Source organism: Ensifer sp. 4252, assembly GCF_050434565.1.
Lineage (GTDB): Bacteria > Pseudomonadota > Alphaproteobacteria > Rhizobiales > Rhizobiaceae > Ensifer.
The window spans coordinates 54522-72576 of the sequence record NZ_JBNDIU010000013.1; the positions used below are offsets into that span (position 1 = coordinate 54522).

The 18055-nt window shown below is 62.2% G+C and carries 15 protein-coding genes and 1 pseudogene; 12 read left to right on the top strand and 4 right to left on the bottom strand.

What is annotated here, in order from left to right:
• Positions 1–207: 207 nt before the first annotated feature.
• Genes ABIE33_RS22095 through ABIE33_RS22110 form a run of 4 tightly spaced genes read right to left on the bottom strand, consistent with a single transcriptional unit; the run spans position 208 to position 6079 of the window.
• Positions 208–1515, bottom strand: coding sequence for a glycosyltransferase family 4 protein (locus ABIE33_RS22095; RefSeq protein ID WP_429129479.1), 1308 nt, complete (start codon positions 1513–1515; stop codon positions 208–210).
• Positions 1516–1519: 4 nt separating this feature from the next.
• Positions 1520–2458 (bottom strand): glycosyltransferase family 2 protein, encoded by a 939-nt coding sequence (locus ABIE33_RS22100; RefSeq protein ID WP_429129482.1) that lies wholly within the window; start codon positions 2456–2458, stop codon positions 1520–1522.
• Positions 2437–4707 carry a GumC family protein gene (locus tag ABIE33_RS22105; RefSeq protein ID WP_429129485.1) on the bottom strand — a complete coding sequence of 757 codons (2271 nt, stop codon included), beginning with the start codon at positions 4705–4707 and terminating at the stop codon, positions 2437–2439. The genes ABIE33_RS22100 and ABIE33_RS22105 overlap by 22 nt, the downstream gene beginning before the upstream one ends.
• A gap of 46 nt (positions 4708–4753) precedes the next feature.
• Positions 4754–6079, bottom strand: a complete 1326-nt coding sequence (locus ABIE33_RS22110; RefSeq protein WP_429129488.1) for a polysaccharide biosynthesis/export family protein — start codon at positions 6077–6079, stop codon at positions 4754–4756.
• Positions 6080–6409: 330 nt separating this feature from the next.
• Here ABIE33_RS22110 and ABIE33_RS22115 point away from each other — a divergent pair, with 330 nt between their 5' ends.
• The 12 genes and pseudogenes from ABIE33_RS22115 to ABIE33_RS22170 all read left to right on the top strand — a co-directional run bounded on the left by ABIE33_RS22115 (position 6410) and on the right by ABIE33_RS22170 (position 17969).
• Positions 6410–7588: a glycosyltransferase gene (locus ABIE33_RS22115; RefSeq protein WP_429129490.1), complete on the top strand. Its 1179-nt coding sequence runs from the start codon at positions 6410–6412 to the stop codon at positions 7586–7588.
• A gap of 113 nt (positions 7589–7701) precedes the next feature.
• Positions 7702–7914 (top strand): hypothetical protein, encoded by a 213-nt coding sequence (locus ABIE33_RS22120; RefSeq protein WP_429129492.1) that lies wholly within the window; start codon positions 7702–7704, stop codon positions 7912–7914.
• 323 nt (positions 7915–8237) lie between these two features.
• On the top strand, positions 8238–8765 hold the full coding sequence (locus tag ABIE33_RS22125; RefSeq protein ID WP_429129495.1) for a DUF992 domain-containing protein: 528 nt from the start codon (positions 8238–8240) through the stop codon (positions 8763–8765).
• A 374-nt stretch (positions 8766–9139) separates the two neighbouring features.
• Positions 9140–10135: an LLM class flavin-dependent oxidoreductase gene (locus ABIE33_RS22130; protein WP_429129498.1), complete on the top strand. Its 996-nt coding sequence runs from the start codon at positions 9140–9142 to the stop codon at positions 10133–10135.
• A 38-nt stretch (positions 10136–10173) separates the two neighbouring features.
• Positions 10174–11523, top strand: coding sequence for an LLM class flavin-dependent oxidoreductase (locus ABIE33_RS22135; protein WP_429129775.1), 1350 nt, complete (start codon positions 10174–10176; stop codon positions 11521–11523).
• A 19-nt stretch (positions 11524–11542) separates the two neighbouring features.
• Positions 11543–12730: a M20 aminoacylase family protein gene (locus ABIE33_RS22140; RefSeq protein WP_429129501.1), complete on the top strand. Its 1188-nt coding sequence runs from the start codon at positions 11543–11545 to the stop codon at positions 12728–12730.
• A 26-nt stretch (positions 12731–12756) separates the two neighbouring features.
• Positions 12757–13308, top strand: coding sequence for a GNAT family N-acetyltransferase (locus tag ABIE33_RS22145; protein ID WP_429129503.1), 552 nt, complete (start codon positions 12757–12759; stop codon positions 13306–13308).
• A 47-nt stretch (positions 13309–13355) separates the two neighbouring features.
• Positions 13356–15131: an amino acid ABC transporter permease/ATP-binding protein gene (locus ABIE33_RS22150; RefSeq protein ID WP_429129506.1), complete on the top strand. Its 1776-nt coding sequence runs from the start codon at positions 13356–13358 to the stop codon at positions 15129–15131.
• Positions 15132–15208: 77 nt separating this feature from the next.
• Positions 15209–16153: an ABC transporter substrate-binding protein gene (locus ABIE33_RS22155; RefSeq protein WP_429129509.1), complete on the top strand. Its 945-nt coding sequence runs from the start codon at positions 15209–15211 to the stop codon at positions 16151–16153.
• A 76-nt stretch (positions 16154–16229) separates the two neighbouring features.
• The gene (locus ABIE33_RS22160) at positions 16230–17168 is read left to right on the top strand and encodes an ABC transporter substrate-binding protein (protein ID WP_429129510.1); all 939 of its coding nucleotides are present in this window, start codon (positions 16230–16232) and stop codon (positions 17166–17168) included.
• Positions 17169–17179: 11 nt separating this feature from the next.
• Positions 17180–17764, top strand: a pseudogene (locus ABIE33_RS22165) (LLM class flavin-dependent oxidoreductase); the annotation flags it as partial.
• Positions 17697–17969, top strand: coding sequence for a DsbA family protein (locus tag ABIE33_RS22170; protein ID WP_429129512.1), 273 nt, complete (start codon positions 17697–17699; stop codon positions 17967–17969). The pseudogene ABIE33_RS22165 and the gene ABIE33_RS22170, both read left to right, overlap by 68 nt.
• Positions 17970–18055: the final 86 nt, after the last annotated feature.

Below are 18055 nucleotides of genomic sequence, written 5' to 3' on the forward strand. Positions count from 1 at the left end.
GTTCGCCCTTAACAGGCTGCCAGCGGCAGCCTTGATTTACAATCGACCCTGATGGGCAGGGCCTAGTCCAATGGAGGTACACGCCGGGCAGGAAGACAGAGATGCTGCGTAAACCTCCTAATCGGGAGGCGGCAGACCGGCTGGGGGCTTCGCCAAGCGGTCGCAACCTTTGCCGGAAGAGCACTCCGCTCACTGATCGAAATCGCTTCACGAGACATCCCCACTGTGCAGATCGCCGACAGCCACTGTCTTTTCCAGTTGATGTCGCCGGAGATCGATTGTGGTCCGCTGGGCACGATGCAGCACGTGACCGTAGAGATCGAGCAATGCGTCCGCCCAGGTTTCGGGCGTATGGGCGAGCGCTGCTGCCTGCCTGAAACAGTTCTCGCTCATTTGCCGGACCAGTGCGTCATCGGCGGCAAGGGAGCGCATCGCGGTGGCGAGATCCTCGACTTCGGCGATGCGGAATTTGATGCCGCAGCCGAGGGCGGCAATCTCGTCGGCGAGCAACGCCGCATCGGTCAGGATGACCGGTATGCCGCTGGTGATGGCTTCAAGGGCGGCCAGCCCAAACGGTTCCGGCACACGCGACGAAACGACCACGGCCCGTGCGCTGCGGATAATACCGCGCATCTCGTCCTTGGTTTTCCAACCGTGTACGGTCGCCTCGGGATAGGTCTTCTCGATGAGTGCGCGACCCGCACCATCGCCGATGAAATGCAGCGGCACCTTTGCAAGGCGCGCTGCCCTGGCGGCGTCCTCGAACCCCTTTTCGGGTTCCAGCCGACCGACGAATACGAAGTTATGGTTGGTCCAGGGCTGGAGTCCGGGCTCGACGAACGGAAGCACAGGATTGCGGACCGTTTCGACGTGAGCGCCGCTCACGCCGGCGCGTTCGAAATAGGCTCGCATCCTCTCATGCACGATGATGATGTTTGCGGCCCTTCGCTTGGTCGGGAAGAGGCGCTCGCGCAACATATGCCGCGCCGAACGCCAGGCCTTCTCGTGCAGGCCGCGTTTGTCGCACTGCGTCGTGAGGCAGCGGCCGGACATCGGCTTCAGTTCACAGACACGATTGGTGCGGAAATTGACAAAGCCGCCATTGGGGCAGGCAAGGAAATAGTCGTGAGCGTGCAGGACCACGCGGTCGCGCACCGGCGCGAGTGCACGAAATATCGCCGGCGACAGGATCTTCGACCAGCCATGGACGTGGTAGATCGTCGACGGAGTGTCGCGGCTGGCAATCAGCCCGCTGAGCGCATCGTAGGCGAGCGGATCGTAAAGACCGAAACGCAATGCATCGCTTCGTCGCCGCTCCAGCAAGGGAGCCGCGTCCAGATTGATCGTATCGGCGGCCGGCCTGTCGACGGGCGTGCCGTCCCCGGCAAAGAACGTCACCGATATGCCGCGCTGTTGGAGCAACTCGGCCGAGAGTATGGCGAGATTCGTGGCGCCGCCGACCCTGATGGAACGATCGTTGATGACGACGACACGGTCGGGTGAGAAAGCCCTCATGATCTTACTCGAGCCTCTCGACATTTCGCGGCGCGAGCCGGCCGGTCAGCAGATCCAGAAATGCGCGCGCATTGCCGCGCAAACGGCCTTTTCGATCGACCCAGGGTTCCGGATTCCAGACCTTGACCAAATTCGCGATCAGGTTTCGCGCCATCTGAACGGTGGCGTGGCGGATACTCATCGTGTGCTTGCGCATGAGGTAAATGGGGTTGGCGATCTGCGAGTAGCCGAACTTGATGCCAGGCGTGCGGGCTTTCTTCGTTCCGAGGTGAACACCCAGCAGTCGGCTCGACCGAACGACACGGCCGTGCCTGGCAACCAGCCGGCTAAAGTCGACGTCTTCGAGCCAGCCATAGAGCGGTAGATTTTCGTCAAAGTGTAACCCGCCGCGTCGGATCGCGTCAGTCCTCACAGCCATGTTGCACCCGTAAGCGCTGTAAATCGGCGCGAAGGTCTCCGGCGCATCCGGCCAAGGCAATCCAGCCTCTATCATCTCAAGCCCATCATCGATTGCGATACCGGGGCCGATGATGCCATCGGCGATGACAGTGCCCGTGCACATGGCGACCTCAGGTTCGCCGACGAACAGTTCCAAGAGTTCGCCTACATAGGACGGCGCCATCAGGAAATCGTCGTCAAGGAACAGAATGATGTCGGCATTCACCGCCGCCAGTATTCGGTTGCGTTGGCGGCACAGACCACGTTCGGACAGGATCACGGTGACAGGGCAGACGAGCATGTCCGTGCAACTCGGATCCATATCCTCCGGAGATGTAAGGCACACGAAAATTTCGTCCGGTTGCCGGGTCTGCCGGGCGATCAGGGGCAGGACGGCCGAGAGAATGTCCCTTCGCCCGCAGCTCGGTATGCCGATGGCAACCGTCACCGGACGAACCTCGGGGTGATCGCTCGTTGCCGGCATCATTTTCTGAACTTGCGCCATTGTTTTCGGTCCCAGCGGATGTTGGTACGGCGAGGGCCGTCGCTTCTGTTTGAAATGACGCCGAGCAACGCGACGCGTGATTTGCCGAATGTCGCCAAGGCCTCGCCCAACCGTTCGACGGTCATCTTGTCGGATTGTCCGAGAACCACGACAATGCCGTCGAGATAGGTACAGATCACGCGTGTATCGGCCGAATCCTCGAAGCCCGACATGTCGACGATGATCACCTTGTAGCGCTGTCTCAAAAGCTCGAGCTCCGATTTCAGCGCCGGCAGGTGCCCGTAGCGCTGATGCGCGACGGCGGCCTTACGTGTCTGGTCGACCGTCAGAACCGGCACGCAGCGAACCGCCTTGCCGTCGAAATCGTCGACGTGCTGCGGCGCCTCCGATCTGCGCCTGGAGTATTGGCCGGCAATGCCCAGGATCCGCAGGCTCTCCATGCCGAAGCCCGCGCCGTCCTCGGTGGTGACGCGGCTAAGCCGCGAGCCGACGAAATCCGCGTCGACGAGCAGGACCGAGGTCCCTTCGTTCATGTAGAGCTGGGCGAGGTTGGCAGCGATTGTGGTCTTGCCCTCGCCGGGTCCGACCGAGGTCACGCCGATCACCGCCGTCGCGTTGGCAGGGAAGGCGGAATCGACCGAGTTCTTGACGCCGCGCAAAGCCTCGGAGAAGCGCGAATAGGGCATGTCCAGGACCGATCGAAGCGGCAGCATGGTGGAGGCGATCGGAGGTTGGTGGGGACGTGGGCTGCCTCTGAACATGGGCACATGGCCGAGCGATGTAATGCCAAGCTCAGCGCGAAGGCGCTCGCTGGAACTGACGCGTCGGTCGAGACCGTCACGCAGCACCGACAGCATCAACCCGGTCGCCAATCCGAACATAAGGGAAAACGGCATGATCGTCGAAGGTTTCGGCCAGGTCTTGCCCAGCGGCGCCGTTGCCGCCGTCACGATGCGTGCCTTGCCGAGGGGAAAGGACTGTTTTTGCAGCGCGCCGATGAGTTGCTGGAGAATACCCTCGTACATGTTGCGATAGGTCGTCGCGCGACTTTCCATCTCAGAAAGTTCGACGCGTGCGACGTTCTTGCCGGCACCCGCGGCGGTCAGACTGGCCAGCTCGCTTTCCAGCAGCTTTTCCCGGGTCTTGGCGATCTCGACATTCGACTTGTAGAACTGCTCGATACGCAGGAATTCGTTGCGAAGGGAGGCATCCAGCCGCGCAATATCCGCCTCGGCGGCGACAATGGCGGGGTTTCCGCTGTCGTATCGGATCTTGAGATTGTCGAGCTTGGCGGATGCCAGGCGCATTTCTTCGTTGAGCTTCTGGATCTGCGGGTTGTCGAGACTGTCGCTGACGCTCGCGATCATCGTGTCTTTCGACATGAGCTGTTGCAGCGTCATCAGCTTGGCCGATTCCGCCGCGGTCGCGGCGCGCGCGGCCAGCATCTGGCTGCTGAGTTCGGAAAGCTGTTGCTGATCGAGCGTCGATGCGGTGCCGACCGTTGTGATGTCGTTCTTGGCGCGGAACTCTTCCACGGTCATGGCGGCTGCGCGCGCCTGCGCGCCAACTTCGATCAGGCGGCTTTCCAGCCACTTGGCGCCGCTTCTCGCAGCGTCCGATCTCTCGTTCATGCCCGTGCGGATATAGGCTCCAGCAATGGCGTTGGCGGTCTTGGCCGCCTTCCGCGGGTCCGTGGAAGAGTAGCCGATCTCTAGGACGTAGGATTGGCCGACGCGCCGCACGGTTACGCGCGAGAGAAAGGCAGCCATCGTGCGCCGCATCAGATACTCGTCGTCGGCCTTATCGTCGTCGGAATTTTTGGCTCCCGATGAGAACAGCGAGCCGATCATGCCGCGGATCGAGACGCCGCCGCCAACAATTTCCGGATCATTGGTCAAGTCGAGCTGTTCGATGACGGCGCGGGCAATTGCCTCGGATTTGACGATTTCGACTTCGCTGGCGATCTCGGCTGCTTCGATGATGATCGTTCCGGTCGAGGCATCCTGCGAAGCGATGCGGCCCTGCTCGGGGTCGATCACCAGACGGACGGTCGCGGTAAAGGTCGGTGCCGTGTTGAGTATGTAGAAGGCGCCAAGCGCCAGCCCGATCACACCGCAGATCCCGATGCGTATGAGGTGTCGCCGCAGAAAGTCGGAAACATCGCGGAAGGATATACTCTCCTGGCCAGCCGAACGCTTGGCCTCGAAGTTCTCGTCCAGCACGATTTTTGAAATGTCATGCACGACCATTGGTGTTCCCCACGAAATACCCTGCGCCTCAGTCGATCTGTCGCTGCTATTGATACTGCTCGATGCCCACCGATGTCAGAAGCTTGTTATCCAGTGCTGCCGTCAGCGCCGAGCGCACGTCGAGCACGTCGCCCGGAACCAACAATGTCGCTTCCGTGACCCTGACGGCCAGGTCGATACCGCCGCCATGCGTGATCCAGTACTCCAGCGGCTCCAGGTCCATTGCCTTTCTGTCGGCGAAGCGGGAGAGCGAAGCACCGTTGATCTGCAGCAGTTGCAGCGTTGTGCTGCGCTTGAGCTTCAGATCCTCGATCGCGGCTTCCGTCGTCTGCAGGTCGCGGCCGGCTTCGGTTCGGCGCTGCCCCTGCAAGGTCACTGCGTCACGTTCGGTTTCGCTGAGTTTCTGTTTGGCGCGCATGGCGGCGACCTGAAGGTCGAGCTTGTCGCTTTGCAGTTCGGCGACGATCCGCTCCAGTGAGGTCTGTCGCGACTTCGTCACCGTCTGGTCATTCACCAGCTTCGATATGCCTTTGAGCTCGTCCTGCGCGATTTCGATCTGGCGCTGCTGGACGGCCGTCTTTTCATCGAGCACGTCGATCTCGTTCTTCAGCAGGGTGCCAAGCTCGGCAAGGGAATCGAGCTGGCGGCGCATAGCTTCGACGCGGGCATCGAAGAGCGTGCTCTCGTCGCGCACGATCTGCTGGATGGCGGCGCCATCAGCGGCCTTGAGCGCCTGGGGAAACTCTACTTTGGCGCTGTCGGTGAACTCGGCCCTCAGTCGGGATCGACGGGCCGCGAGTTGCATCATCTCGAGTTCCATCCGGTTCAATTCGCCGGTGTAGCGGATCTGCTCCATGTCCGAGTAGCCGCCGGCAGGGTTCGTGCGGCGTTCGCGCCCGCCCGCCATGGCCACCGCCTGCATCACGGTCATGCCCGGGCGGAATTCCAGCTCGCTCGGCCGGTCGACCAGACCTGTGACGTAGATCATGGGGTAGCGGACAACTTCGACGGATGTCTCAGGCGCCTTGCTGAGGCCGGTGCGCGCCTTCAGGAGATCGGCGATCGTGGCCGCCAGTTCTGCGGGTGTCCGATCCTTGGCCTTCACTTCGCCGACCAATGGAACCGAGATCGTACCGGCGGGGGAAACGACATATTCTCCGTTGAGCGCGGTCCATTCCTTGTACTCCCCAGTCGCTGCGACCCATTCGACGATCGCGACCTTGATTCTTGTCTGGGGCTGCAAACGGAACACCGGCTCGGCATGGACCTGATGGATGGGAGCAAGAGTGCTCAGGCCGATCGCCAGGTACAGTGTCGAGACACGGCCAAGCGACGACAGGCGATGTAGAATACGGTTTTCGGCATGGGGCATGGGGCCTCGCAGATGTTCCAGCGCGCCACGGTACCGGACAGCTCGGCTTGGTGTGGCGCGTCGGATTGATTGTCGGCCCAAAACGTTCGAGGTAAATTCCCTGCGGTCTAATCGCGGCTAATCCCTTTAGCGGAATGTCCCTAAACCGGCGGCACCATCGGATAGGATTGCCTCGGCCTGTGGCTAAACCCCGGTCGGCTGCCACCGGCCACTAAACCTTTCGGGTAGGACGATCGTTCCTTCGGATGCACCCCCGAACCGATCTTGGTTCTGTGCACGCGTGCCTTGCGTGTCCCATGCTGCGGCAGGGTCGTTGCAGAGGGGAGTGCTATGCGCGTCGCAATCGTTCATTATTGGCTGGTATCGATGCGGGGCGGGGAGAAGGTGATTGAATCGCTTTGCGATCTCTATCCCGAGGCCGACATCTTCACCCTGGTTTATGATCAGGGTCGCGTGTCCGACACGATCAAGAAACACAAGGTCACCTCGTCATTCCTGCAGCGCATTCCGGGAGCCATCGGGCACTATCAGTCGCTGCTGCCACTGATGCCTTTCGCGCTCGAGAGCCTCGATCTCAGCGGCTATGACCTGATCATTTCGAGTGAGTCAGGGCCGGCGAAGGGAATCATCCCCCCGCCACATGCAGCACACATCTGCTACTGTCATTCGCCCATGCGCTATCTCTGGGATCACTACCATGCCTATCGCTCGAGCGCGGGCCTATTGTCGCGGATGATGATGCCGGTGCTGGCGCCGATGCTGCGCAGCTGGGACGTCAACACCAGCATGCGGGTTGACCGCTTTGTCGCCAACTCCCATCACGTGGCGGCGCGTATCAGCAAATACTACCGACGTCCGGCCACGGTCGTCTATCCGCCTGTGAGCACCGAGGACTTCGCACCCTCGACGCAGATCGAGGATTTCTATCTCTGTGCGGGACAGATCGTTCCCTACAAGCGGATCGATCTCGCCGTCGAGGCCTTTACGAAGATGGGCAAGAACCTGGTCGTGATCGGCGATGCCAAGGAACAGGACATTGCCAGGTTGAAGCGTATGGCCGGCCCGACCGTCACCTTCCTCGGGCGCGCGCCCTTTGCCGTGCTGAAGGAAAAGCTCGCACGCTGCCGCGCCCTTGTCTTTCCCGGAGAGGAGGACTTCGGCATCGTGCCTGTCGAGGCCATGGCGAGCGGCCGCCCGGTCATCGCCTTCGGCGCCGGCGGTGCGCTGGAGACCGTCGTGCCCAATCTGACGGGCATGCTTTTCGAACAGCAGAGTGTCGATGCTCTGATCAAAGCGATCTACGCCTTCGAGGCGCGGGAGGATGCGTTCCGGCCCGACTTTATCAGGGCACACACCGCGCAATTCAGCGTCAGGAAATTCAAATCCGGCATGCAGGCGGTAATCGATGACGAGCTTCGCCAGCGCCGCGCTCTGCCGTTCGGTGACGGAAAGCTGGCGATCGGCGGTTTTCAGTTGCGCGATGCCGAGGGCGCGACACCGTTGCATTGAGAGCGGCTGATGTTCGATATCGACCGCCAGTCGCTGCAACGGCTGGACAAAGATGTTCAAACGGGAATTGCCGGCGGGCCACTTTGGCTTGCCGTCGGCCGGAAGAGGTGGACATGCGTTTTCTTGTTCGTCGACTGGAGGCTTTCAATCGGGATGAGCTGCCCGCTTGGCGCGGTGCTAAACCACTGCCGAGGCAGGTCCTGCTATTCGTGCCGCGTGTCCTTGAATTCCTCGTGATGTATTCCGTCGGTCTGCTTGCCCTTGCGGCAATCCTCGTTCTGATGACGGTTGGGTGGCTGACGGGGCTCGACCGCAAGGCAAGCTGACGCATCGGCGGTTGAAGCGAGGCTCCCGGTTCACCGTTCCTTCTGCAGGTCTGCCTTGCCATGAGGCTTTCGCGCCACACTGGTCCTACGCTTGCGCCATCCCATGTCCATGTTGGCGGAGCTGCCTTTCGGCAGCGGTCCACAGGCGATCGGTGTTCTCCATCAGCAACAGTCCGCCGCAAACTTGCATACGGGGCTGGCGCTCCGGAGCGATGCCTTCGAAATGTCCGATCGGCGTTCAACGGTGAGGTCTCTGTTGCTCGATTCGTTTTCCAGAAGACCGAGTGCTGTTGATCAATAACGACCCGAAAAGGAGCGAACATATGAAAAAGAGTCTTGCGATGGCGTTTGCCGCCGCCTCCCTGGCGTTTGCCGGTGCGTGGGCAGTCAATGCTGCCGACCTGCCGACCTTCAAGGAAACCTACCGGGAGCCGGACGCGCGCGATGGCGTGAAGATCGGTTACCTCGATTGCAACATTGCTGGCGGTGCCGGCTATGTCCTGGGTTCGGCCAAGGAAGTCGAATGCGCCTTCCGTTCGACCGTCGGCGCCGAGGCTTCCGACCACTATGCCGGCGCGATCCGCAAGCTTGGCGTGGATGTCGGCTTCACTACCCGCAGCCGACTGATCTGGGCGGTGTTTGCTCCGACCGCCGGCTATCACAAGGGCTCGCTCAGCGGCATCTACCAGGGTGCGACCGCCGAAGCGACGCTCGGTGCTGGCGTTGGAGCCAACATCCTCATCGGTGGCACGGCCGGTGCCATCCACCTGCAGACGGTCAGCGTGACGGGCCAGATCGGCCTCAACGTTGCCGCGACAGGCACGTCGATGACGCTCACTTCGGTGAACTGATCTGCGACCGGCGCGCAGCTTTGCTGCGCGCCGGCGCTTCTCCTGTTTCTCTTCTACGCCCCCACATTGCGCGATCGCCGGTTGCCTCAGCCGAGGCTAGAGACTGAGCGATCCTGTCGCGCTAAGATGCTTGAGCTTCGTTCCCGCAAGGCTGACTGCAGCCATCGCTCGCATTTCCCGCCGAGCGCCGGTCTTCCAACACAGACCACGCAGCGCACCCGTTCTTCAACGAGATTCCAGGTCCAAACTTCGGGCGGGTTTTTCTCTCAACCCGCCACGAAATAGAAATGCATTTCTTATAATGCATATTATCTATGTGTTTTATAGATTAAAGGCGACCAACCGCGGCGCCGAGGCAATCTGGAACACGTAGCATGTCCTATCTGCTCAGCCTTCTCGACAAGAGCCCCATCGATCCCGGGAATACCGCCACTGACGCGCTGCAGGCGACCGCCAGGCTGGCGGCCAAAGCGGAGGAGTGGGGCTATCACCGCTTCTGGCTGGCCGAGCATCACAACATGGCTGGCCTTGCGAGCTCGGCGCCCGAAACGCTGATTGCCTATCTGCTGGCGCGCACGTCCAAGATCCGCATCGGCTCCGGCGGCGTCATGCTGCAGCATTACAGCGCCTACAAGGTCGCAGAAACATTCAACCTCCTGGCAGCGCTTGCACCGGGGCGGGTCGATCTCGGCGTCGGCAAGGCGCCGGGTGGCTTTCCTCTCTCGACGCGGGCGCTGCAGATCGGGATCGATCCCGAGCGCAAGCCAGGCTTCGCCGAGCAATTGAACGATCTCAATCACTATCTGGCGCCTGGCAAGGCCGAAGTGGGAGCGTTGCTGGCAACGCCTTTGCCAGCGCATCCGCCGGAGCGGTTCCTGCTCGGCGCTAGCGTCGAGAGCGCCGAACTCGCTGCAGCGAAAGGCTGGCAGTTGGTCTTTGCCGCGCACCTCAACGGCGATCCAGAAAACCTTGAGAGAACTGTTGGGGCTTACGAGCGCGCGACGGGCGGCGGACGCCCGATCCTGGCGGTTGCCGCACTGGCAGCGGAAAGCGAAGAGCGCGCCCGCGAGCGGGTCGCCGGGCTTCGTATCTTCAAGGTTTTCCTCGGCAACGGCCAGAGCGTCAATGTCGGCAGCGAGGAACAGGCCGCTGAGTTCGCGCGCCAGGCCGGCGTCAGCGACTATCGGGTCGAGGAAAAGAGCCCGAGCGTGCTGCACGGCACGCCGCGCCAGGTCCGTCAGGAACTAGATGCGCTTCATCGCCGCTACGGCGTCAAGGAATTCGTGATCGACACGCCGGCGCTTCCTGCGGCCGAACGCTTCGCCTCGATCGAACTCATCGCCAGAGAGCGGCACTCGTTCGTCGCCTGAACATCCGCAGAAGGATCTCATCCATGACCAGGAAGCCCATCACCAGAAAGAACGTTACCTTCGGTATCATGCTGCAAGGCCCCGGCGGCCACATGAATGCCTGGAAGCACCCAAGCGGTCCCGCCGACGCCAGCGTCAACTTCAACTTCTTCGTCGATACGGCGCGCAAGGCGGAAGCCGCCGGTATCGCGTTTGCCTTCGTCGCCGACGGTCTCTATATCAACGAACAGTCGATCCCGCATTTTTTCAATCGCTTCGAGCCGCTGACCATCCTGTCCGCACTTGCCGCGTCGACCTCGAAGATCGGGTTGGTCGGCACCGTTTCAACCTCCTACAGCGATCCCTTCACCATCGCCCGCCAGTTCGCCTCGCTCGACCTTATCAGCGGCGGGCGGGCCGGCTGGAATGCGGTGACGTCGCCGCTTGAGGGCTCCGGCCGCAACTATGGGCGCGAGCATCCGGAACACGAACTGCGCTACGAGATCGCCGACGAATATCTGGATGCGGCGAAGGGCCTGTGGGACTCTTGGGACGATGATGCCTTTGTTCGTGATCGCCAGGCTGGCGTCTATGTCGACAAGGCCAAGATGCGCCGGCTGAACCACAAGGGCCGCTTCTTCCGTATCGAAGGACCGCTCAATATCAGCCGGTCGCGCCAGGGGCAGCCGGTGGTTTTCCAGGCGGGAGCCTCCGATTCAGGCGTTCGTTTGGCCGGCAAACATGCCGATGCGGTCTTCACCAATGGTGGTCCAATCGAGGATGCTCAAGGCTTCTACAAACAGATCAAGCAGAGCGCGATCGCTCAAGGGAGAAGGGCGGCCGATATCGGTCTCTTTCCCGGCATCGCGCCGATTGTCGGCGCGACTGCGGAAGAGGCGGAAGCGAAATACCAGGCGATCCGCGCGTTGGTCACGGTTGAGGAGGCGCTGCTTTATCTCGGCCGGTTCTTCGATCATCATGATTTCAGCGTCTATCCGCTGGATGAGCCTTTCCCTGATCTCGGCGACATCGGCAGGAACAGCTTTCGCGCGACCACGGACCGAATCAAGAAGACGGCCCGTGAGACCGGCCAGACATTGCGCGAGATCGCGCTCGATGTCGCAACGCCGCGAACCGCCTTCATTGGCACCGCCGAGCACATCGCCGACGAGATCATCCGTTGGGTCGATGGCGACGCGGCAGACGGGTTCATCCTCGGATTCCCGGTCATTGCCGAAGGTCTTCAGGATTTTGCCGCCCATGTGCTGCCGCTCCTCGAACAGCGCGGCTATTTCGACCCGCATCTGAATGGCGAGACGCTGCGCGATCATCTCGGGCTTCCCTACCGCGAGAGCCGCTATGCGGCGCCGGTGGAAGACATCGAACAGGGAAGGGCTGTCGGCGCTTAAAGCGCCGACGGAGCCGCCCATGAACATGATCGTCAAGGACACACAGGCGCGGGACGCAGTCGAGCGAGGCATCGGCGTCTATCTCGATGAGATCGTTGCGCTAAGGCATGATCTCCATCGTCACCCGGAGCTTGCGTTTCACGAACACCGCACCAGCGAGATCGTCGCCTCACGGCTCAAATCCTGGGGCTACGAGGTGGAGACGGGAATTGCCGGGACGGGTGTCGTCGCCACCTTGAGCCGTGGCGAGGGATCGCGGCGGATTGGCATTCGTGCCGACATGGATGCCTTGCCGATCGAGGAGGCGACGGGCCTTGCCCATGCCAGCACCAATCGCGGCGTCATGCATGCCTGCGGGCACGACGGCCACACGGCCATCCTGATGGCCGCCGCCCGCTATCTGGCGGAGGCCGGTCGCTTCGACGGCACCGTCCGGCTGATCTTCCAACCGGCCGAGGAAATCGGCGCGGGCGCGCGCAAGATGCTGTCCGAAGGCCTGTTCGAGCGCTTTCCCCTCGATGCCGTCTTCGGCCTGCACAACTGGCCGGGCGTGCCGACCGGGCAATTCGGCTTCGTCGCCGGCCCAGCCATGGCTTCGGTCGACCAGTGCAACATCAGGATCGTCGGCAAGGGTGGCCATGGGGCGGAACCGCAGTTGACCGTCGACCCGATGCTGGCCACCGCCTCGCTGATAACGGCCTTGCAAAGCGTGGTTTCGCGCAATGTCGATCCGCAGGAGATGGCGGTCGTCACCGTCGGCTCGATCCACGGCGGTTCAGCGTCCAACGTCATTCCCGAAAGTGTGTCACTGAAACTGACCATGCGCGCCTTCAACGAGACCACCAGGCGGCTTTTGGGCGAGCGCGTTCCAGCGCTGGCGCGTGCACAGGCCGAGAGCTTCGGCGCGGTTGCGGAGGTGGATTACCGCCGCGGATTCCCGGCGCTGATCAACCATCGCGTCGAGACGGAGCTTGCCCGCAGCGTCGCGCTTGAAGCCTTCAGCCCCAGCCAGGTCGTCAGCGGCTTCAAACCGCGCACGGCGAGCGAGGACTTCGCCTTCATGCTCGAGGGGAAGGCCGGCAGCTATCTCTTCGTCGGCAACGGCGACAGCGCGCCGCTCCACAGCGCCAACTACGATTTCAACGACGCAATCATCGCGCCTGCCGCCCGCTACTGGGTGCGGCTGGTCGAAACCTTCCTCGCATGATGACGACAACGGGATTGGCGAAACCCATGAGCGATACGTTTCTCTACACCAGCCCTCTCCACCCGCGTGCCAAGCCGCTGATCGACGAGCTGATCATCGAATATGACAGCCGTTACGGCACCTACTTCAGCGACGAGGGTGCTGCGGCGGAACTCAACCGCTACCCGCCGGAAGCCTTCGCGCCGCCGCATGGCAATTTCGTGCTGCTCATCCGCAACGGCGAGACGATCGGCGGCGGCGCCTTCAAGCACTACGACGACCGCGCGGCCGAGTTCAAACGCATCTGGACGCGGTCCGACCTGCGCCGCCAGGGACTGGCGCGCAAGGTCCTGCTCGAACTCGAAGCGCAGGCCGCACGGCAAGGCTATTCGCGGATCTATCTGACGACCGGCTTCCGGCAGCCGGAGGCTGTCGGCCTCTATCTCGGCAATGGCTACACGGCGCTGTTCGACGTCGATGCCGATCCGGAAATCTACAAGACGCTGCCGTTCGAGAAGGACATCACTCATCTCGTTGCGTCGCTCGCCCTTCTCGGAGAGCCGCAGCCATCGCATCCGCAGCCAGTCAGTCACCCCTGACGCCACCCGTCCGACAGGCGCACAAACCACTCCAGAGAGGATGCATCATGGCCATTCTGACCGATTATGCCGGCGTTGCCGGCGCCGGGCGAACGAGCGAACCCAATCCCGGCTACGCGCATTATCGCATCGTCCCGGCGCGACATCCCGGCCGTGCGCTCGGCACCCTGTTTGCAGCACTCGTCATTGCCGGCGTGCTTTATTCGGTGCTGACCAATCCGCGTTGGGGCTGGCCGGTCTTTGCCGAATGGTTCTTTGCGGAGCCGGTGCTCGCCGGTCTCGGGCGGACATTGCTGCTGACGGCGCTTGCGACCGTTTCCGGTTCGCTGCTTGGAACGGCGCTGGCGCTCGCCCGGGTTTCGAAGTCACCGCTGCTCGGTGGCCTGTCCTTCGGCTACATCTGGCTGCTGCGCTCCATTCCGCTGATCGTGCTGCTGCTCGTGCTCAACAATCTCGGCTATCTCTACGAGACGATCTCGGTGGGGATTCCCTTCACCGACACGACGATTTTCAACTATCCCACCACCCAGTTGCTGACGCCGTTTGCGGCCGCCTTTCTCGGGCTTACGCTCAATCAGTCGGCCTTCTTTGCCGAGATCGTGCGCGGCGGCATTCTCTCCGTCGATCATGGGCAGCACGAGGCGGCCGCCGCACTTGGCCTTCCCCGTCATCGGCAGGCCTTCCGCATCGTACTGCCGCAGGCGATGCGCTCGATCCTGCCGACGGGCTTCAATGAGATCATCGGTCTCGCCAAGAGCACATCGATGGTCTACGTGCTGGCGCTGCCGGAACTCTTCTACACCGTTCAGGTCATCTATCGTCGCAATCTCGAGGTCATTCCGCTCTTGATGGTTGCCACCGTCTGGTACCTGGTGATCATGACCGGGCTGTCGATCGCCCAGCATTATATCGAGCGCCATTTCTCCAAGGGCGCCGTTCGCAATCCGGTGCCGCTGCCGTTCCAGGCCTTCTTCTCGCGGTTTCGCCGTCCGCTGGCCGAGGTTGCGAGCACTGGCGCGGTTATCCGCAAGGCCGGCTTTCATGACGCAACGGTTTTTCGCGCCGGCGGTGCTGTCCGCATCCACGGCATCTCGAAGAGTTTTGGCCCGCTGAAAGTGCTGGATGATGTCGAGCTGAGCCTGCCTGCCGGCAGCGTCACCGCGATCCTCGGACCGTCCGGCTCGGGCAAGTCGACGTTGCTGCGCGCCATCAATCATCTGGAGCGGGTCGACGATGGCTTCATCTCGATCGACGGTAATCTCGTCGGCTACAGCCAGAAGGGCAACACGCTCTATGAACTGAAGGAGAAGGACATTTTGAAGCGGCGCGCCGACATCGGCATGGTGTTTCAGAATTTCAATCTCTTCCCGCACCTGACGGTTCTGGAAAATCTTGTCGAGGCGCCGATACAGGTTCGCGGTCTGAAGCGCGACGATGCCGTCCGGCTGGCGCAGGATCTGTTGGCGCGGATCGGCCTCAGCGACAAGATCAACGCCTATCCCCGACAGCTTTCGGGCGGCCAGCAACAGCGTGTCGCGATCGCCCGGGCTCTGGCGCTTAGGCCGAAGGTCCTGCTGTTCGATGAGCCGACCTCGGCGCTCGATCCGGAACTGGTCGGCGAAGTGCTTGACGTGATCAAGGAACTGGCCCGTACCGGCACGACGCTGGTCATCGTCACCCATGAGGTCGGCTTTGCCCGCGAGGTTGCCGACACCGTCGTCTTCATGGAGGCGGGTCGCATCCTTGAGGCCGGGCCGCCGTCCCGCATCTTCACCGCCGCGGAACATCCCCGCACCCGCGAATTCCTCGCCAAGGTTCTCTGAAAATTCCAGGCGTGCACGGGCACGCTGGATTTGACTGCCACGATCTGCAACCCAAAGATGAAATGGAGTCCAAACACATGGCATTCTTCGACAGAGCAAAGCTGCTTTTGGCAGGAGCGGTCGCCATCGCGACGCTCGGCACAGCGTCGGTTCAAGCGCAGGAGAAGTTCGATCTCAGCCCCGACACGTCCAACCGCGTGCGCGCCGAGCGCAACGAAGCGGCCATCAAGGCGATCGCGCCGGACTTCAAGTTCGTAAACCCCGGCAAGTTCACTGTTGCCGTCAACCCGTGGGATCCGCCGATCGCGACCTACGCCTCGGACTCAAAGACCGTCGTCGGCGCCGATCCCGATCTCGCGTCGCTGGTCGCCGATTCCCTCGGCCTTGAACTGGATCTCGTGGCGGTCGCCTGGGCCGATTGGCCGCTCGGCGTCGCCTCGGGCAAATATGACGCGGTGATCAGCAACGTCACCGTGACCGAGGAGCGCAAGGAGAAGTTCGATTTCTCCACCTACCGCCGCGACGTGCTCGGCTTCTTCGTCAAGTCCGACAGCCCGATCACCTCGATCAAGGAACCGAAGGACGTGGCGGGCCTGAGGGTGATCACCGGTGCCGGCACCAACCAGGAAAAGATCATCCTGGAATGGGACAGGCAGAACGTCGCCGCGGGGCTGAAGCCGATCGAGGTGCAGTATTATGACGATCGTGCGGCGGGTGATCTTGCCCTTCAATCGGGCCGTGCCGATGTCGAATTCAATCCCAATGCGACGCGCGCTTATGCCGCTTCGATCCGCAACGACACCAAGGTCGTCGGCATTGCCAGCGGCGGCTGGCCGCTGACCGCCGAGATTGCCGTGACGACCCGCAAGGGCGGGGGTCTTGCCGACGCGATCACCCTTGCCGTCAACGACCTGATCAAGAACGGCAAATACGGCGAAGTCTTGAAGCGCTGGAGCCTGACCGACGAGGCCGTGGATGCATCGCAGACCAACCCTCCAGGCCTGCCGAAAAGCGGCTCCTGACCATAACCAGTTGCGGGCCGGCATTTGCTCTTGCCGCCGGCCCGTTCGCCCAACACCCCTTCCGGAGACGACAGAAATGCTCGGTCTAGCCATTTTACGCCCCTCTTTCATCGCTGCCTTTGCGGCGGCGCTCTTCCATCTTGCCCCGGCGCTGGCCGCCGACGGCTTCGATTTCAGTCCGGAGCAGCCGGGACGCATCGGTGCCGACCGCAATGAGGTGGCGGTTGCGGCGATACCGCCAAGCTTCAAGTTTGTAACCCCCGGCAAATTCACGGTCGCGGTCAGCCCCGGTGGGCCGCCGCTTGCGACTTATGCGACCGACGCGAAGACCGTGATCGGTGCTGATCCGGACTATGCCCAGGCGGTCGCCGACAGTCTCGGCTTGACCCTGGAGCTCGTACCGATCGCCTGGATCGATTGGCCGCTCGGGCTGACATCGGGCAAATACGATGCGGTGATCTCCAATGTCGGCGTCACGGAACAACGCAAGGAGAAGTTCGATTTTTCGAGTTACCGGCAGGGGTTGCATGGCTTCTTCGTCAAGGCCGACAGCGCGGTCACCGCGATCAAGGAACCGAAGGATGCGGCGGGCTTGAGGATCATCGTTGGCGCGGGCACCAATCAGGAGCGCATTCTTCTCAAATGGAACGACGAGAATGTCGCCGCCGGGCTGAAGCCGCTCGAGTTGCAATATTATGACGACGAGGCAACGAGCCTTGTCGCATTGACTGCAGGCCGCGCCGACGTGATCGTGCAACCGCATGCGCAGCTTGTCTTCATTGCTGCCCGCGACAGAAACATCAAGCGTGTCGGCACTTTGAGCGCCGGCTGGCCGGAACGGTCCGACGTGGCGATCACCACCCGCAAGGGCAGTGGCCTTGCCGACGCCCTGACCGCCGCCACCAATGGCCTTATCGAAAGTGGCACCTATGCCAAGATCCTCAACCGCTGGCACCTGGCGGAAGAGGCGCTGCCGAAGTCGCAAACCAATCCGCCCGGCCTGCCGAAATCCTGAGGCGCGCAACGATGACTGACCATAAAATCGCGATCGACCACATCGGCTTTCTCAGTCCCGGAAACTATGCAAGCGACGATCCGCTGGCGGGCCTGGAGCAGACGCTGTGCCTGCTCGAATACGGCGAGACGCTCGGTTTCGCCAGCGCCTGGGTGCGGCAGCGTCATCTGGAGCCTGGTATCTCGTCGGCCGCCGCCTTTCTGGCGGCGGCAACCCAGAGGACAGGGTGCATCCAGCTCGGCACCGCCGTGATCCCGATCGGCTACGAAAACCCGTACCGGCTGGCCGAAGACCTCTCGACCGTTGACGTGCTGTCGCGCGGACGCCTGAACGTCGGCCTGAGTGCGGGACGCCCGCCGCATGTCGACCTTATCGGGCCACTGGCGTTTGATGGTGACTGGTCCGCCTACGATTTCTCGCACCAGCGGGTTCTGCGTTTTGCCGACAATCTGCGCGGGGCGTTTCTTGGCGACGAGCATACAGTGATCAAGACACCGTTTGGGCCGCAGCGTCCGCGGCTGCAGCCCTATGCCAAGGGGCTCGCCGACAGGCTGTGGTACGGTGGCGGCTCCCTTCGTTCGGCCCGTTGGGCCGGTGGCGATCCGCGCCGGTTTTGATGGCACTGCCTTGCTTGGGCGGGAAAGTGCTGGCGACGTCGCCGAAAAGTGGGTTTCCGATCGAGACTATGCGGTCAAAAGCGGCGTCTTCGGGTTTCCGACCTTCGTTTATGACAGCGAGATCTATTGGGGTCAGGACAACTTGCCCTTTTTGGAGCAGCACCTGGAAGGCGAGAGACCGTAGGTATGGGCCGGGCGAAGAGTGAGCTCTCGTGAAGCGCCGCCGGATCACTTTTCCAAGCCTGGCCCGATCTTTGGGGCCAGGTTCCT